The following is a 15,842-nucleotide window of genomic DNA, read 5'->3' as shown; positions in this document are numbered from 1 at the left end:
AATTTCTCGGTCAGCTTACTAAGTAAGCTGACTAACGGTTGCGGGCAGGCCTAGACGGCTTCGTTCAGCAGGGGCCCCTGCGGCAACACGGCCCGGGTGATGCCGCCGGACGTGGACTGTGAAAGCTGGGCGAGGTAGTCGTTGCGGCGCCGGGGCGTAATCCTGGACTGGGGCTCGAACGGCTGCTCCGGGTCGTCGGCGTAGTGCGCGGTCAGCCCGTCCCGCATGAGCCTGATGGCCTCCGACCGCTGCTGGGACACCGCGGCATGCGTGGACCCGAGTTCTGCGGCCAGGTCCTTGACCGTCCGGTCACCGAAGTAAATTTCCTCCACAACGTAGCGCATCCGGTCCGGGAGGGATTTCACGGCGGCCCGCAGGTACTGAAGCCGTTCGTCTGCGAGCACGGAGTACTCCGGGGACAGGGTTTCGGCGGCCAGGGTATCCACCACGGCCTCGTCGAGGGGCGTCAGGGTCCGGGAGGCGTCGGCGAGCGCGGCTTCCACGACGCTCTGCTGGACGCCAAGGGCGGAGGCGATCTCGTCAACTGTAGGGGTACGGCCAAGGGCGGAGGAGAGGGTTTCCTGCACCGACATGGTTTCTTTGATCCGCCGCCGGGCGGAACGGGTGGCCCAGTCGCTGGCCCGCATCTCGTCCGCGAAGGCGCCCAGGATGCGCCGGCGCGCGAAAGCACCGAACGGTACGCCGAGGCCCGGATCGAACGAATCGGCCGAGGTGATCAGGGCAATTGCGCCAGCTGAAGCCAAGTCATCGCGAGAAAGGTGTGACGCTTTCGAGCACAAATCTGAGACGAGATACCCCACCAGCGGAAGGTGCTGCGTGACCATCTCGTTGCGTTCCACGCGATTCAATACTGTGTCCCCCCATGAGACCGGATCCGAAGGGCTAGCCCTTTAAAACGCCTGGAGCCGCACCCAGAACGGACCGGTGCTCCCCCCATTGGAGTCAACGTTCGATTGTGGGGCGCAGCACCCATGGTGGAAACCTATCACCTGATCCACATTCTGCGTGTACCCTCAGGGAAAAGCTTGGCGAAAAATGCGGTAACCGCCCCCGGGGCCGCGATCCCGGGGGCGGAAGAGAATGGGGCCAATGAGCGCAAGTGATCTCTCCGCGGCACTCTGGCAGGAGCGGCGCCAGCTCGAATTGCTCCTGTTCAGGCTGGACACGCAGCGGCTGCACGTCCAGGCCGGGAACCTGGAGTGGCTGAACTTTATGGCGTCCGAGGTTGAAACCGTGCTGGACCGTTTGCGCTTCGAAGCGCTGGCCCGGAGTGTGGAATCGGCGGCCGTGGCGGCTGAATGGGGCCTGCCGGCCCAGACCACGCTCGTCGAACTGATTTCCGCCGCACCCGCCGGGCCCTGGGCCGAGATCCTGCGCGAGCATCTGGACGCGCTGCGCGGGCTGCTTGCCCGGCTCGGCGAGGCCGCGCGCGTGAACGAGGAAGCGCTGCGGGCCCTCCCGCTGACGGGCCGCCCCGGTCCCGCCGGAGCCGCCGGGCTGCTGGATCAGCTGGCCGCTGCCGGGAACCTGGACCGGTCCGTGGCCGTGATCAGGCGCGCATCCCACCCCCTCCTGGCGCAGTATGTGGGCTGGGAACAGGGCTGACCCGGAAGTCCGGTCCTCAGTCCGCGGCGGGAACGGCGGGATCAGCCGGGGGTGCGGGCGGCGGCATGAGTCCGCGCAGCACGTCCTCGGCCTCCGGGCCTGCTTCCGCCGCAGCGAGGTTTGCCGCGGCGATGGCTTCGATGACTTCCCGGCGCTGAATGGGCACGCCCCGGGGCGCCTCAATGCCTATCCGAACACCGTCGCCGCGGCCTTCCAGGACCGTGATGACGATGCCGTCGCCGATCATGATCTGTTCGCCCGGCTTGCGTGTTAGTACCAGCATTCTCTCAATCTACCCTTCGCCGCGGGGAGCGTCGGACGAATCCCGCCGGTTCTGCCGCGCCGGGTCCGGCCCGACCCGGCGCCCGTCGATCCAGCCCACAGGCAGTCCCAAGCCGTTGACGCTTTCAGGGGTCCCCGTTTCCGCGGCGCCCACCACGGCCACTGCGGCGACGTTGAGCTGCGCCGAGAGCACGCCGACCCAGCGTGCCGTGTCCTCGTGCTTGCGTCCGGCGTCAACCACAACCCACACCTGGTCGGCCGAGAGCGCAGCCACGGATTGCACCCGCGCCAGGGCGTTCCGGGCCTTGCCGAGGCCGAACGCCACCAGGACGGTGCGCTCCGAAACCACCGCGTGGGCCCGTGCGGCCGTGGCGCTTTGGCGTCCGTCAACGTGCAGGTGGCCATAGGCGGAGAGCTCGCCGGCCGTCCGCACATCGGCACCACCCGCAGCCATGGACATCGCCAGGGCAACATCCATGGCGTCCTCTCCCAGCCCCACCAGGACCACGAGATCGCCGACGCCGGTCAGCGGCGTCGGGACTGCGGCCGCCGGCGGCGCGGCCACGGCGTCCCCGGCGCCGGGGGTACCGACCGCACCGACGGCACTAACCGCATTCGGCATGCCGTCGTCACCCGCTGCCGGAGTTACGGTGCCGGACGCCGGACGGACGGCAGCCCGTCCGGCGGGGGCAGCGGCGGGTTCCGCAGGGGTCCGGAGCCCGGCGCCCAGTTGCGCCAGCACTTCGGCGAAGTCCCGCGACTCGGTGGATACCCCGGCGGCCGCCGGCCGGTGCAGGCTGACTTCGGCGGCGTCTGCCTCGTCCAGCAGGGCGGCGATGGCCGAGCCCTGCAGCTGATGGGACGGCCCGCCGCCAGCCCGGTCCGGCTCCGGCGCGAAGCGCGCCGCGGGCGGGCCGGCGGCGCCGTTCTTCCCGGACTTGGCGTGCCCGGCGGCACTATTCTCCGCGTTGGGTGTCCCGGCGTCGTTCTTGGCGGACGGTACCGCGGCGGCCGGGGCCGCTTCGGCCGCCGCCAGGATGTCGGCGTCGGGCACCACCTCGCCGGTGACCACCTCATGGTTCGGCAAGACCTCGACCATGGCCTCGTAGCGGTCCTGGGCGAAGAGCCCGGCGATTCCGGGACTGATGACCCGTTCGGCGGACACGATCCGGGCTGCGGGACCGTACTGCTGTTCCGCTTTGCGGCGGATCTCCTCGAGCGAGGCTCCCTTAAGCCGATAGCGGTTCGGCATGGCGCACGACTCCTACTGTTTCGATCCGGACGTTGGCAGAGGTCACCTCGCGGTAGGACAGCACAGGCACGGAGCCCGGCTGTGCGCCGACGAGGCGGTGGATGGCGGGCCGGAGCGCCGGCGCGCAGACGAGCACGGCCTGGCGGTTGGCGGCGGCCGCGGCGTCCACGGCGGAGCCTACGGAGCGCAGCACGGCGTCGAGGCGGTCCTGCCCCATGACGATCTGGCTGCCGCCTTCCGCGGGCCTCATGTCCTCGAGCATGTGCTGCTCCAGAACGGGGTCGATCATGATGACGTTGAGCACGGGGCCGTCCATGAACTTGGCCGTGAGCGCCGGGCCGAGGGCTTGCCGTGCCGCCTCGACGAGGGATTCCGGGTCCGTGGAAATCTTGGCCCGGAGGGTGAGGGCCTCGTAGATACGGGGAAGGTCGTTGATGGGCACCTGTTCGTCCAGGAGGCCCTGGAGGACGCGCTGCAGCTCGGCGAGGGAGAGAAGTGCCGGGGTCAGTTCGTCTACCGCGGACGGACTCTGCTTCCGCACGCCCTCGGTCAGCACGCGGACGTCTTCGCGGGAAAGCAGCCGGGCTGCGTTCGCGGAGACGATCGAGGACAGATGGGTGACCAGCACGGACACCCGGTCGATCACCGTGGCACCGGTCATTTCGGCGTTGTGGCGCATCTCCCCCGGGATCCACTTCCCGGCGAGACCGAACACGGGCTCGATCGTCGCCGGGCCGGGGAGCGAGTCCAGGTTGTCGCCCAGGGCGAGCATCTGGCCGCTGGGGGCCGTGCCGCGCCCGGCTTCCACTCCCGCGATCCGGATTGAATACGTGGCCGGCGGCAGGTCGACGCTGTCCCTCGTGCGCACCGGCGGGATGACCAGGCCCAGTTCCATGGCGATCTTGTGCCGGAGGGACCGGACCCTGGCCAGGAGGTCATCGGACGCGCCCGAGACCATGTCCACGAGGTCCGGCGCCAGCAGAATCTCCACCGGATGGATGCGCATGTCCTCCAGGAGCTTCTCATTCGGATCCATCTCCGGGAAGTTCAGTGCGGTGGACTCCGCCTCCCGGGCGCTCGCCTCCCGTTTCTGGCTGGCGGCGGTGCGGCGGGACGCGAGGATCAGTCCGGCACCGACGAGCACGAACGGGATGGGCGGCATGCCGGGGATCAGTGCCATGGCCAGGGCGGCGACGCCGGCGATCATGAGCGCGTTGGGCGACTGCAGCAGCTGCGTGGAGGCCGTCCGGCCCATGTCCGACTCGGCATTGGACCGGGTCACAATCATGCCGGTGGAGACGGCCATGAGCAGCGCCGGGATCTGCGTGACGAGACCGTCACCCATGGTCAGCAGGCCGTAGGTGTTCAGGGCGTCACCGATGTCCAGGCCGCGCTGAATCATGCCGATGGCGATGCCGCCGACGAAGTTGATGATGATAATGATGATGCCCGCGATGGCGTCGCCCTTGACGAACTTCGAGGCACCGTCCATGGCGCCGTAGAAGTCGGCCTCGGCGGAGACCTCGGCCCGCCGTTCCCGCGCCTGGGTGTCGGTCAGGAGTCCCGCGTTGAGGTCGGCGTCGATCGCCATCTGCTTGCCGGGCATGGCATCGAGGGTGAAGCGCGCGCCCACCTCGGCCACGCGCTCGGCACCCTTGGTGACGACGACGAACTGGATCACCACGAGGATCAGGAACACGACCGCGCCAATGATCATGGAGCCACCGACCGTCACCTTGCCGAAGGCATCGATGACCTGGCCGGCGTACCCGTTGCCCAGGACCAGGCGGGTGGAGGCGACGTTGAGTCCCAGCCGGAACAGCGTGGCCACCAGCAGCAGGGACGGGAACACGGAGAAGTCCAGCGGCTTCTTCACGAACATGCTGGTCAGCAGGACCAGCAGGGCCAGCAGGATGTTGCAGACGATGAGGAAGTCGAGCAGCGGCGCGGGCACGGGGACCACCAGCAGCAGCACGATCCCCACGATGCCGATGGGCACCACCAGCCGGCTCAGTCTGTTGTTCATGGTGCGGTCCTTTCACAGACGCTGATTCCCAAAGTTTTCACGCCGTGATTCCCGCCGCGCGTCCGGTGATTCGCCGTGTGTTCCATCGCGTGTGTCCTGTACGGCGTGTTCATACGGCGTACGCCGTGCTCATGCGGTGCATCCCCGCGGCGGCACCGCGGGACTTCAGGGCCATGACGAACGCCAGGACGCCGGCCACGGCCCGGTAGAAGTCCACCGGGATCTCGTCCCCCAGCTCACAGGCCCCGTGAAGCGCCCTGGCCAGGGGGATGTCCTGGACCATGGGCACGTTCTTCCGCTCGGCCTCTTCCCTGATCCTGGCCGCCACGTGCCCGGCGCCCTTCGCCACTACCCTGGGCGCGGACTTGCCGGGCTCGTATTTGAGGACCACGGCCACGTGCGTGGGGTTGACCAGGACGACGTCGGCGTCCCCGATCGCGGCGATCATACGGTTCCGGCTCATGGCCATCTGGCGCGCCCGGCGCTGGGACCGGATGAGCGGATCGCCCTCGCTGCTCTTGTTCTCGTCCTGGACTTCCTTCTTGGACATCCGGGTCTTCTTGCGGTTGCGCCGCATCACCACGAAGAAGTCCGCCGCGGCCAGCACGATTCCGGCGGCTACGGCGAACTGGACCAGCGAGGAGATGCCGCCTGCCGCGGCCGCCGTGACACCGGCGACCGGCAGTCCGCCCGCGGTCAGCAGCACCGGGACCAGGCCCTGCACAACCGTGTAGAGCACCAGCCCCACCACGCTCACTTTCAGCAGCGCCTTGACGCCGCCCCACAACGCCTGCATGCCGAAAAGCCGTTTGATCCCGGCGAGCAGGTTGAAGTGTTCGAATTCGAGCCGGAATTTCTTCAGGTGGACGCCGCCCTGGAGGGCGGAGCCGGCCAGGACGGCCACAAAGACCACAATCAGCAGGGGCCCGACGATCCCGGCAATGGACGCGAACCCGCTGTCCAGTGCCTGGACGGCCTTGCCGGGATCGGGCGCGGAGACGATGCCGCGGGCAGTGAAGAGCTGGTCCGTCGCGGCGTTGGCCGCCCGCTCCACGGTGCTGGGCAGCATGAGCGCGGCGGCGCCGACGCCGAGCCAGGCGGTGAGGTCCTGGGAACGGGAAAGCTGGCCCTTGGAGCGGACCTCTTTCATCCGCTTGTCGGTCGCTTGCTCGGTTTTCTCCTGTGAATCAGCCATCAGCCCACCCCCAGCACTGCTTTGGCTGCCTGTCCGGCGAGGCTGGAGACGATCCGCGGCAGGGCCAGGAACATGAAGCCGGCCAGCGAGAGGGTCAGGAGGATCTTGAGCGGGAACCCGAGCTGGAAGGCGTTCAGGGCCGGCGCCACGCGGGTCAACAGGCCGAGGCCGACATCGGCGAGGAACAACACCACCAGGAGGGGGCCGGCGATCTGCACGGCGGCAAGGAACATGCCGGACACCGCGGTGATGATGGCCTGCACCGGCTGGGCCAGGTCAATTCCGCCGGCCAGGGGCAAGGCCGCGAAACTGCCGGTGAGGCCGGTGATGACCAGCTGGTAGCCGTCGGAGGCGAACAGCAGGGCCAACGCCGCCATCTGCATGAGCCTGGTGAACTGTGCGCCGTTGACCATCATTTGCGGGTCAAAGGCCTGGGCCATCTGGAACCCGCTGAATAGGTCGACCAGGCTGCCGGCGGACTGGATGGCCGAGAAGATCACCAGGACCAGGAATCCCAGGACGAGCCCGGTGAGGAGCTCCAGGACCACCCCGGTGAGGAATGCCGCGGTATCACGGGGCGTGTAGCCGCCAACCATGCGCTGCGTCACTGCCAGCCCCAGGCCCAGTCCCAGCATGGCCTTTACCCGCGCCGGAAAGGCTTGGTGCGAGAAAGGCGGTGCCACGATCAGGAAAGCGGTCATCCGGACCGTCGCCAGCAGCAGGACTTCCAGCCAGGTCGGGTCGATGGGGATGCCCACCTCACGGGCCTCCGAGCAGGGACGGGATCTTTGCGAAGAGGTCGTTGGTGAATCCGACCATTTCCGAAATCATCCAGTGTCCGCAAACGATCAGGGCCACGGCCACCGCGGCTGCCTTCGGCACGAAGGAGAGGGTGGCTTCCTGCAGCTGCGTGACGGACTGCAGCAGCGAGATGGCCAGGCCCACCACCAGTGCCGTGACGAGCACGGGCGCGGCGAGCTTCGCGGCCACGATCATGGCCTGGAGGCAGATGTCCAGGACGGCGTTGGTGTTCATCCGGTGCCCGCATAGCTTTGCACGAGCGCGGTGATGATCAGGCCCCAGCCGTCCACAAGGACGAAGAGGAGGATCTTGAAGGGCAGCGAGATCATGACCGGCGGCAGCATCATCATGCCCATGGACATCAACGCCGCTGAGACCACGAGGTCGATCACGAGGAACGGGATGAAGATGACGAAGCCGATGATGAACGCCGCGCGGAGTTCGGAGACCATGAACGCCGGAATGAGGGTCTGCAGCGGGACGGCCTCCGGCGTGGCCGGGTTCTCGGCCCCGGCGGCGCGGGACATCAGGGCGATGTCCTCTTCCCGCGTGTGGGCGAGCATGAAGTGCTGCAACGGTCCCGACGCGGCACTGACCGCACCGTTGAAGTCCAGTTTGCCGTTGAGGTAGGGCTGGATGCCGAGGTTGTTCATCTCGTTGATGACGGGCCACATGACAAAGATGGACAGGAACAGTGCAAGCCCTGCCAGGACCTGGTTTGGCGGGATGGACGGCAGGGAGAGCGCATTGCGGGTCATCGCCAGGACCACGAAGATCTTGGTGAAGGACGTCATCATCAGCAGTAGCGACGGCGCGACGGCCAGCAGCGTGATCCCGATCAGGGTCAGGACGGCGGTGGAGGGTTTGCCGTCCGCCCCGTTGATCTGGATGTTGACGTTCCCTGTGCCGGGGCTGGCCGGATCGGCCGGCGGCACCGGCGGTGCCGGGTCGATGGGTGCGGCGTGGCCGGCCGAGGCATTGAGCCACAGCAGCAGGAGGGCCAACAGCACGGCGGCAAGCCCCAGGGCCAGGAGCCGGAGGGGTCTGGCGCTGGCGGGATTCAGCCGGGTCAGAGGGGTGGAGAAGGCGGGAATCAATTGCGGCGTCCGCTCCTGAGAGCGGCCGCGGCCTGCTTCCACGTGGAGCCGGCAAGGATCGATCCGTGCAGGGGCGGATGGGCCGGGGCGCCGGGGGCACTCCCCCGGCCGGCGGGTCCGCGCGTCTGCGAGCCCCGGTGAAGGGAGCTGCGGCGGGACGGCGGCAGTTCCGGGCCCGCGACGGAGCCATCTGCGTGCGGGTCAGCACCGAGCGGGTCAGCACCGAGCGGGTCAGCCCCGTACGGGCTGTCGACGGCGGGCCCGGCGGGCCGGCCGCTGAAATGGTTACCGGCGAGCGGCTTGGCTTCGGCAAGCATCCGGGCGAAATCCCCGAAGCCGCGGCTGATGCCGGGGGCCGGGGCTTCTTCTGGTTCGGGCGGGATGTCCCCGGTGTGCAGGACGTTCACGGCGTGGTCGGTCACGCCCAGCAGGAAGCGCTGGCCGCCGGCGTCGACCACAACCACGGACGCCTTTTGTCCGAGGCTCTGCCGGCTGACGACGGTCAGGGCACGGTCAGCCCTGCGGCGCCCGGTGCCCTTGCCCAGCCTGCGCTGCAGGAGCCACATGAGGCCCAGCACCGCGCCCAGGGCCACGACTACCCGCAGCCCGAGGATCAGTGCATCCATTCAGCTGAGTCCCTCGGCGACGTCGAGGATGCGGGTGATTCGCACCGCGTAGTCCTGGTCCAGGACCACGACTTCGCCGTGCGCGATCAGGCGGCCGTTGAGCAGGACGTCGGCCGGGGCGCCCGCGGAGCGGTCCAGTTCGATGATCTTGCCCGGTTCCAGTGAGAGCACGTCGCGGACCGACATCCGGGTGCGCCCGATCTCCACGGTCAGCGCCATTTCGATGTTGTTGATCCGGCCGAGCCGGCCCGCCACCGTGTCTCCGCCGGCGAAAACGTCCCCGGCCCGCTCCTGGCTGTTGCCGTGTTCACGGAGCCGGACAGCGAACCAGGCCGCGGCGTTGACGCCGTCGGAGAGTTCGAAGACCGCCGTGTCGGGGTCCGAGAGGAGCCCGGAGACGTCGGATTCGCGCAGATCAGACAGGACGCCAGCGCCGAAGACCGAGCTGGCGCTTTCCATCGCCGGGCGCAGCACGTCAGTGACGGACACGTGTCCGAGCTGCGATCCTGCCCCGGCAGCCTCGTCCAGGAAGGTGCGGTCGCTGAGCATGAGCGCGAGGTCGGCGGTGACGGCGCCGACGAACGTCGCGGTGACCGCCTGGCGGGCGTAGGCGGCGGCGGCCCGGGCCGGGACCAGGGCGACGACCTTCAGGGCCACCGGGCTTGGCAGTTCCTCGACGAGCCGCTCCGCCGACAATTCGTGCTTGGTCAGGGTGATGCTCATCGTTGGTTCTCCTCGATTGTGACAATTACTGCGGCCGCGCGGGAGCCGTTGCGGGCCGGGGCGGCCGTGGCCAGCCGGGTTCCGTCCAGGGTGAGGTCAAAGGGCCGGTTTTCCAGGTGCGGCAGGGTCAGGACGTCGCCGACGGCGAGGCCCAGGATCTGGCTGGGGGTGACCAACGACGTCGAGAGCCGCACCGACAGTTCCACCGGCACCTGCTCCAGCTGGGCGCCGATGCGCGCGGCGGCGTCGCCGCGTGTGTCGGTCGGGTTGACCTTCTTGAGCCGTCCCAGCAGAATGGCGGCCGGAACGGCCAGGGTGGCGGGGGCGTTGACGTCGCCGACGCTCATGGTGAAGGACGCAACGATCATCAGCTCGCTCGGCGCAGCGGCCTGGGCGAACTGGGAGTTGTACTGGATCGTGTCCACGCGGACGGCCTCGCTGAGCAGCGGGCCCAAGGAGTAGCCGAGGTCCTCGAGGGCCTCGTCCATCAGGCCCTTGATCAGGGCCTGCTCGATCTGGGTGAACTTCCTGTCCGGCATGGGCGAATCGTGCGAGGCGCCGAGCATGCGGTTGACCCAGCCCAGGGCGGCTGGACCGGGGAACTGCACCACGAGTTTGGAATCGTGAGCCTCGACGGTGCACAGGACCATGGCGGTCACTGCGGGCAGCGAGGCCGCGTACTCGTCGTAACTGAGCATGCTGACGTCTTCGAGGCGCACCACGGACTTGACCCGGACCTTGGCGGTCAGCTGGGTGCCCCACTGGCGGGCGAAGGTTTCGAAGGCGAGTTCCAGCACCCGGCTGTGTTCACGGGCAAGCGTCGCCGGACGGCGGAAGTCATAGACGCTAACGGTCCGCTCCCGTACTACTTCCCGCTCATCCAGAACACTCACGGTTGCCACTATCGGCAAGTGATCCGCCGTCGTAAGCGTTCGGCCCTCGGCAATATCAACGGGCAATATTGGAAAATAACAACAGGCAATCCGCAGCGGGCAGGGACTGCCTATTTCTTGCTCAGCTTCAGCGCTTCCGGGATCAGCGCCCGCACGACGTCGGGCTTGTCGGAGAGGACAACGATGTCCACCCGGCGGTTGCGCTCCATCAGCGCCGGGGTGGAGTCGTCATTGACCTGGCGGGCTGAGCCGAAGGCGACGGCTCCGATGGTCCCGGGGGCAATGCCGCCGTTGTCCACCATGTACCGCAGCACATTGACGGCGCGCGCCGAGGACAATTCCCACGTGGACGGGTAGGCCGTGATGCCGTTCGCGGCGTGTCCCTCGATCATGATTTCCATCTTGGCCGGTTTCAGGACGGGGGCGATGATTCGCAGCACGTGGGTGGCCCGCGACGTGAGTTCGGGCCGGTCCGGTTCGAAGAATGCCTGGGATCCGACAAGTTTGACTGTCAGCCCGCGCTGATCGATTTGGAACTCGACATTGGCGGTCAGCCCGGCGGCCGCCAACCGGGACTGCATTTTCGCCTGCAGCGCCTTGAGCCGGTCCACTTCCTTGATTGCCTCGGCCATGTTCGCGGGGGATGTAGTTGCCGCGCCCTTGACGGCGGCGAACGCCTCAAGGTTTTTGTCGACCAGATCCGGCGGCACCACCGTGCCCGACGCCGTGTCCACGGTCTTCGACGAAACCGCGCCGAAGCCCGTGGCCAAGGAATTGCGGAGCTTTTCAAATTTGTTCGCGTCCACACTGGACATCGCGTACAGGACGATGAACATGCACATCAGAACCGTGACCATGTCCATGTAGGACGCCATCCAGCGCTCGTCTACGTGGTGTTCTTCCGGCTTCTTCCGCCCGCGCCTCCGGGAGCTCACGCTGCTTCTTCCAGCGCGTCGGAGTTTTCCTTGGCGCCGGCCTTCTTGTCCCCGCCGGAAGCCTTGAGCTGGTGTTCAGGAACCATGGAGCGCAGCCTTTCGGCGAGCAGCAGGGGCTGGGCGCCGGCCTGGACGGCCAGCATGCCTTCCATGAGCAGCGTCATGCGTTCGACGTCCAACTCCGACAGCCTGGCAAGACGGCCGCTGAACGGGAGCCAGAGGAAGTTGGCGGACAACAGGCCCCAGAGCGTGGCGACGAAGGCTGAGGCAATCATTGGCCCCAGTGCGTCGGGGGTGGAAAGGTTTTCCAAGACGTGTGTCAGGGACACGACCGTGCCGATGATGCCGACGGTGGGGGCGTAGCCGCCGAGGCTCGCGAAGAATTTAGAGTTGGAGTGGTCGCTGCGGGACTTGGAGTCGATCTCATCCTCCATCAGCATCCGGAGTTCCTCGGCGTCCGTGCCGTCGGCAATATTCTGCAGTGCCCGCGTCAGGAACGGGTCCTTGACGCTGGTCGCTTCTTCCTCGAGGGACAGCAGGCCCTCACTGCGCGCCTTTTCCGCGAACCTGACCACTTGGTCGATGCTTTCCTGCGGTTTGGACGTCTTTCCCGCAAACATCTTGGGCAGGGATTTGAAAGCCTGAATGACATCTTTGAGCGTGTTGCCCGCGATCCCGACGGCGAGCGTGGCACCGAAGACCAGGATCATGGGGGCGGGAAGCAGGAGCGAGGCGACACTGCCGCCTTCCATGGTCACCATTGCGATAACGGAGCCAAAGGCGAGGAGCAGTCCGATGACTGTTGCGGGATCCATGGTTACTTTCTGGGGTGCAGGGGCGCCGTAGGGCCGGCGCCGTCAAGGTCGTCGTCAGTATCGGCCGGGACCAGGCTCAGCGGGTACCCGGTGATGGCCGGAAAGTCCCGGGCCTTGCTCAGGATGTACGCCCGGTAGTCGGCGATGAGTTCAACCACTTCCGCGAGGCTTTCGAGCACTACGTAAGCGGCGCCGTCGAGCGTCACCAAATGCGTATCCGGGCTCTCGTGGATGCGTTCAATGAGGTCAGGATTGACCGCAAAGCGCGTTCCGTTGAGGCGTGTGACGACGATCATGGGCCGATTCTGCTTTGTGAGGGGAATGGTGTTCTGCTCCGTACTGTCGGCAGGACCGGCGTGTTCGTTAGGCGCCGTGGCCGGGTGCCGGTTCCGCCGGGCGGCCGACATGGGCCAGATTGCCCGGGTCAAGGGCTGGTGCGCGGTACTAGGGTGGGAGCTGACGGGGCCACGCGGCCCGCCCCGTTGGGTGCCTGCTCTGTTGCAGCCCGTCCCTGGCAGTTGGTCCATTGCAGTTGATCCTTTGCTAGGACGCGACGGCCGCCCGCCTCATCAGGAAGGCCAGCCATGGTGCCATATCCCGCTCTTGAGCAGCCGTTGAACCCGTTTCCCCGCTACGAAGCCATGCGGCGAAGTGAGCCCGTTTTCCAGGATCAGGAGACCGGCGTCTGGCACGCCTTCCGGTACGACGACGTGCAGCGCGTGCTGTCCGAGCACGCCACGTTCTCTTCCCGGATCGGCGGAGACAACCCCTCCGAAACGGGCCAGCTCTTTGCCGCCAGCCTGATCAACACGGACCCGCCCCGGCACCGCCAGTTGCGTTCCTTGGTGACGCAGGCGTTCACGCCGCGGGCGGTGGAAGCGCTCGCCCCGCGCATCTCTGACCTCACCGACGAACTTCTGGACCCGGTAGTGTCCGCCGGCACGGCGGACCTGATCGAACAGCTGGCCTATCCGCTGCCGGTCATCGTGATCGCGGAACTCATGGGCATCCCGGCCGCGGACCGGGACCGGTTCAAGCAGTGGTCCGACGTGATCGTGAGCCAGACCCGCCCGGGCGCCGACGAGTCCAGCCATACCGCCGCCCACCGGGAAATGGCGGAGTACTTCATGGGCATGATCGAGCAGCGACGGCGCCAGCCGGGCGACGACCTCATCAGCGCGCTCCTGGGCGCCGAGATCGACGGGCAGAAACTCAGCGTCATCGAGCTGCTCGGCTTCTGCAGCCTGCTCCTCGTGGCGGGCAACGAGACCACCACCAACCTGATCGGCAACGCGGTGCTGTGCTTCACTGAAACGCCGGGCGTGGCGGAGAGCCTGATCGCCGAGCCGGCCCGGCTCCCACAGGCGATCGAAGAGGTGCTGCGGTACCGCTCGCCGGTCCAGTCCATGTACCGGATCTCCGCCGTCGAAACGACGCTGCGGGACCGGTCCATCCCGGCCGGGTCGCCGATCGTCGCCTGGATCGGTTCGGCGAACCGCGACGGGGAGCAGTTCCCGCACCCGGACGTGTTCGACGTCGGACGCTCGCCCAACCGCCACCTCGCCTTCGGGCAGGGCATCCACTTCTGCCTCGGGGCGCCGCTGGCCAGGCTCGAGGCAAGGATCGCGCTGCAGGCCGTGCTGTCGCGGCTGCCGGGGCTGGCCGTGGACCCCGACGCGCAGTTGGAGCGGATGGAAAGCACGATCGTCTTCGGGGTGAAGCAGCTTCCCGTGGCCTGGCGGGCTGCCTGACGGCGAGCGCCGTAGTTCCTCCCCGCCCGTCCCCCACCGCCCGGCCCGCCCCGTTGCCCCATCAGTCCTTGCTGCCTTCGGACCAGAAAGGCAGCAAGGACTGATGGGGCAACCCCGGGGGGTAGGGCGCCTGGACCTAGCGCTTCAGCTGGGTCAGTTCCTGCAGGACCTCATCGGAGGTGGTGATGATGCGGGCGTTGGCCTGGAATCCGCGCTGCGCCACGATCAGGTTGGTGAACTCCTGGGACAGGTCCACGTTGGACATCTCCAGGGAACCGCCGGCCAGGGTGCCGATGCCGGGGTCGCCGGCGCCGCCCAGCTGGACTCCGCCCGAGTTAGCCGTGGCCACGTAGGAGGAGCCGCCGGCCTTTTCCAGGCCGGTGGGGTTGGTGAACTTGGCCAGCGCAATCTTGGCCAGGACCTGCTTGGTGCCGTTGCTGAACGAGCCGATCAGAGAGCCGTCGTTGCCGAGGGTGAAGGACTCCAGCTTGCCCGTGGCGGAACCGTTCTGGCCGCTGATTGTCAGTGAGCTCATGCCTGCGTAGCCGGAGACCTGGGAAAGATCGATGTCGATGCCGTCAACTGTCAGCGCGGCGCCGGGGTCGAGCTTCCCGTTGGTGAATGTCCGGGTGATCGGTCCGCCGCTGGCGATGCCGTCGGTGCCCCCGATCTTCCAGCTGTTGCCGCCGTTGGCTGTGAATGTCAGGGTCAGGTCGCGGGCCGCGCCAGTGGCGTCGTAGACCTTGACGACGCGATCGAAGGTGGTCCCGGCGGCCGCGTCGCCGGGCAGGTTGCCGTCCAACGTGACCTTGGAGGTGGCCGTGGCCACCATGTTGTTCGGGTTCAGGGTGATGTCGCCGATGGCTCCGGCCGTATCGATGACCCCACCACTCTTGGCCGTCCAGCCCTGGAGGATTCCGCCGTCGGGGCTGACCAGCTGGCTTGCCGCGTCAAAGTTGAAAGATCCCGCACGGGTGAACAACTGCTGTCCGCCCTTGTTGGTGACGAAGAAGCCCTCGCCGGAGATCATCATGTCGGTGGCGCGGCCGGTGCTCTGGGAGGAGCCCTGGCTGAAGTTGGTGCTGACACCGGCCACGCGGACGCCGAGGCCGATCTGCGCCGGGTTGCTGCCGCCGGACTGCGTCTGCGGGGCGGACGCGCCCTGGGTCATCTGCGAGAGGGTGTCCTGGAACTGGGTGGTGGAGGCCTTGAAGCCGGCCGTGTTGACGTTGGCGATGTTGTTGCCGGTGACGTCCAGCATGGTCTGGTGGGCGCGAAGGCCGGAGATTCCGGAGTACAGCGAGCGGAGCATGGGAACTGCCTTTCTACGGGTGGAAAATTGGTCAGGAAGCGGCCGGCGCGGTGAGCCCGGTGATGGAGTCGAGTGGGACGGAAAGATCGCCGACCTTGACGGTCGGAACTGCTCCGGCGTAGGACACGGAGCCGGCGAGACCGGTGCCCGTAGTGCCGTCGGCGAGGGTGTAGTCGACAGTGTGACCAATCAGCTGGGCTGCGGCGGACCGCATCTGGAGCGAAAATGCCTCCTTGTTGTTGGCGGTCATTTCGGTCGTCTTCTCCATCATGGACAGCTGGATGGTCTGGCTCATCATCTGGTTGGTGTCCATGGGGGCGCTCGGGTTCTGGTTCTTCATCTGGGCCACCAGCAAGGTCATGAAGACGTTGGCATCCATGCTCTGGACGGGGGTCCGTACGGCGGACGCTGCGGCCGTGGCCCCCGCGCCGGAGACCGGCTGAGGCGTGACCGACTGCGGCGCGATCGGCTGGGATGCGATGGGTTGGATCGTCATGAGTCGCGTTCC

The 15,842-nt window shown here is 67.4% G+C and carries 18 protein-coding genes; 2 read left to right on the top strand and 16 right to left on the bottom strand.

Going from position 1 to position 15,842, the window contains the following annotated elements:
* Positions 1-50: 50 nt before the first annotated feature.
* A complete protein-coding gene (locus AB4Y72_RS07740) occupies positions 51-869 on the bottom strand; it encodes a sigma-70 family RNA polymerase sigma factor (RefSeq protein WP_441425576.1) in 819 nt (272 codons plus the stop codon).
* A gap of 241 nt (positions 870-1,110) precedes the next feature.
* Here AB4Y72_RS07740 and flgN point away from each other — a divergent pair, with 241 nt between their 5' ends.
* Positions 1,111-1,626 (top strand): flagellar export chaperone FlgN, encoded by a 516-nt coding sequence (flgN, locus tag AB4Y72_RS07735; RefSeq protein WP_441425575.1) that lies wholly within the window; start codon positions 1,111-1,113, stop codon positions 1,624-1,626.
* 16 nt (positions 1,627-1,642) lie between these two features.
* On the opposite strand, the gene AB4Y72_RS07730 is transcribed toward flgN, so the two are convergent.
* The 13 genes from AB4Y72_RS07730 to AB4Y72_RS07670 all read right to left on the bottom strand — a co-directional run bounded on the left by AB4Y72_RS07730 (position 1,643) and on the right by AB4Y72_RS07670 (position 12,567).
* Positions 1,643-1,909, bottom strand: coding sequence for a carbon storage regulator (locus AB4Y72_RS07730; RefSeq protein ID WP_441425574.1), 267 nt, complete (start codon positions 1,907-1,909; stop codon positions 1,643-1,645).
* Positions 1,910-1,918: 9 nt separating this feature from the next.
* Positions 1,919-3,160: a hypothetical protein gene (locus AB4Y72_RS07725; RefSeq protein ID WP_441425573.1), complete on the bottom strand. Its 1,242-nt coding sequence runs from the start codon at positions 3,158-3,160 to the stop codon at positions 1,919-1,921.
* Positions 3,138-5,186 (bottom strand): flagellar biosynthesis protein FlhA, encoded by a 2,049-nt coding sequence (locus AB4Y72_RS07720; protein ID WP_441425572.1) that lies wholly within the window; start codon positions 5,184-5,186, stop codon positions 3,138-3,140. Before AB4Y72_RS07720 ends, AB4Y72_RS07725 begins: the two co-directional genes overlap by 23 nt.
* A gap of 109 nt (positions 5,187-5,295) precedes the next feature.
* A complete protein-coding gene (locus AB4Y72_RS07715) occupies positions 5,296-6,381 on the bottom strand; it encodes an EscU/YscU/HrcU family type III secretion system export apparatus switch protein (RefSeq protein ID WP_441425571.1) in 1,086 nt (361 codons plus the stop codon).
* Complete coding sequence (locus AB4Y72_RS07710; protein WP_441425570.1) at positions 6,381-7,139, bottom strand: flagellar biosynthetic protein FliR; 759 nt, start codon at positions 7,137-7,139, stop codon at positions 6,381-6,383. Before AB4Y72_RS07710 ends, AB4Y72_RS07715 begins: the two co-directional genes overlap by 1 nt.
* A 1-nt stretch (position 7,140) precedes the next feature.
* Positions 7,141-7,416: a flagellar biosynthesis protein FliQ gene (gene fliQ, locus AB4Y72_RS07705; protein WP_441425569.1), complete on the bottom strand. Its 276-nt coding sequence runs from the start codon at positions 7,414-7,416 to the stop codon at positions 7,141-7,143.
* Positions 7,413-8,279, bottom strand: coding sequence for a flagellar type III secretion system pore protein FliP (gene fliP, locus AB4Y72_RS07700; RefSeq protein WP_441425568.1), 867 nt, complete (start codon positions 8,277-8,279; stop codon positions 7,413-7,415). Before fliP ends, fliQ begins: the two co-directional genes overlap by 4 nt.
* Positions 8,276-8,905, bottom strand: a complete 630-nt coding sequence (gene fliO, locus AB4Y72_RS07695) for a flagellar biosynthetic protein FliO (protein WP_441425567.1) — start codon at positions 8,903-8,905, stop codon at positions 8,276-8,278. The genes fliP and fliO overlap by 4 nt, the downstream gene beginning before the upstream one ends.
* A complete protein-coding gene (gene fliN, locus AB4Y72_RS07690) occupies positions 8,906-9,628 on the bottom strand; it encodes a flagellar motor switch protein FliN (protein WP_441425566.1) in 723 nt (240 codons plus the stop codon).
* A complete protein-coding gene (locus tag AB4Y72_RS07685) occupies positions 9,625-10,521 on the bottom strand; it encodes a flagellar motor switch protein FliM (RefSeq protein WP_441425565.1) in 897 nt (298 codons plus the stop codon). The genes fliN and AB4Y72_RS07685 overlap by 4 nt, the downstream gene beginning before the upstream one ends.
* A 110-nt stretch (positions 10,522-10,631) precedes the next feature.
* Positions 10,632-11,456 carry an OmpA/MotB family protein gene (locus tag AB4Y72_RS07680; RefSeq protein WP_441425564.1) on the bottom strand — a complete coding sequence of 275 codons (825 nt, stop codon included), beginning with the start codon at positions 11,454-11,456 and terminating at the stop codon, positions 10,632-10,634.
* Positions 11,453-12,271 (bottom strand): motility protein A, encoded by an 819-nt coding sequence (locus AB4Y72_RS07675; RefSeq protein WP_441425563.1) that lies wholly within the window; start codon positions 12,269-12,271, stop codon positions 11,453-11,455. The genes AB4Y72_RS07680 and AB4Y72_RS07675 overlap by 4 nt, the downstream gene beginning before the upstream one ends.
* A 2-nt stretch (positions 12,272-12,273) precedes the next feature.
* Complete coding sequence (locus AB4Y72_RS07670; RefSeq protein WP_441425562.1) at positions 12,274-12,567, bottom strand: flagellar FlbD family protein; 294 nt, start codon at positions 12,565-12,567, stop codon at positions 12,274-12,276.
* 288 nt (positions 12,568-12,855) lie between these two features.
* On the opposite strand from AB4Y72_RS07670, the gene AB4Y72_RS07665 reads away from it, so the two are divergent.
* Complete coding sequence (locus AB4Y72_RS07665; RefSeq protein WP_441425561.1) at positions 12,856-14,022, top strand: cytochrome P450; 1,167 nt, start codon at positions 12,856-12,858, stop codon at positions 14,020-14,022.
* Positions 14,023-14,158: 136 nt separating this feature from the next.
* Here the strand turns inward: AB4Y72_RS07665 and AB4Y72_RS07660 are convergent, their stop codons facing one another.
* Both AB4Y72_RS07660 and AB4Y72_RS07655 read right to left on the bottom strand, forming a co-directional pair.
* Positions 14,159-15,334: a flagellar hook protein FlgE gene (locus tag AB4Y72_RS07660; protein WP_441425560.1), complete on the bottom strand. Its 1,176-nt coding sequence runs from the start codon at positions 15,332-15,334 to the stop codon at positions 14,159-14,161.
* A gap of 31 nt (positions 15,335-15,365) precedes the next feature.
* A complete protein-coding gene (locus AB4Y72_RS07655; protein WP_441425559.1) occupies positions 15,366-15,830 on the bottom strand; it encodes a flagellar hook assembly protein FlgD in 465 nt (154 codons plus the stop codon).
* Positions 15,831-15,842: the final 12 nt, after the last annotated feature.

Source organism: Arthrobacter sp. YAF34, assembly GCF_052113245.1.
Taxonomy (GTDB): domain Bacteria; phylum Actinomycetota; class Actinomycetes; order Actinomycetales; family Micrococcaceae; genus Arthrobacter.
This window is presented reverse-complemented; position numbering and strand designations above follow the sequence as displayed.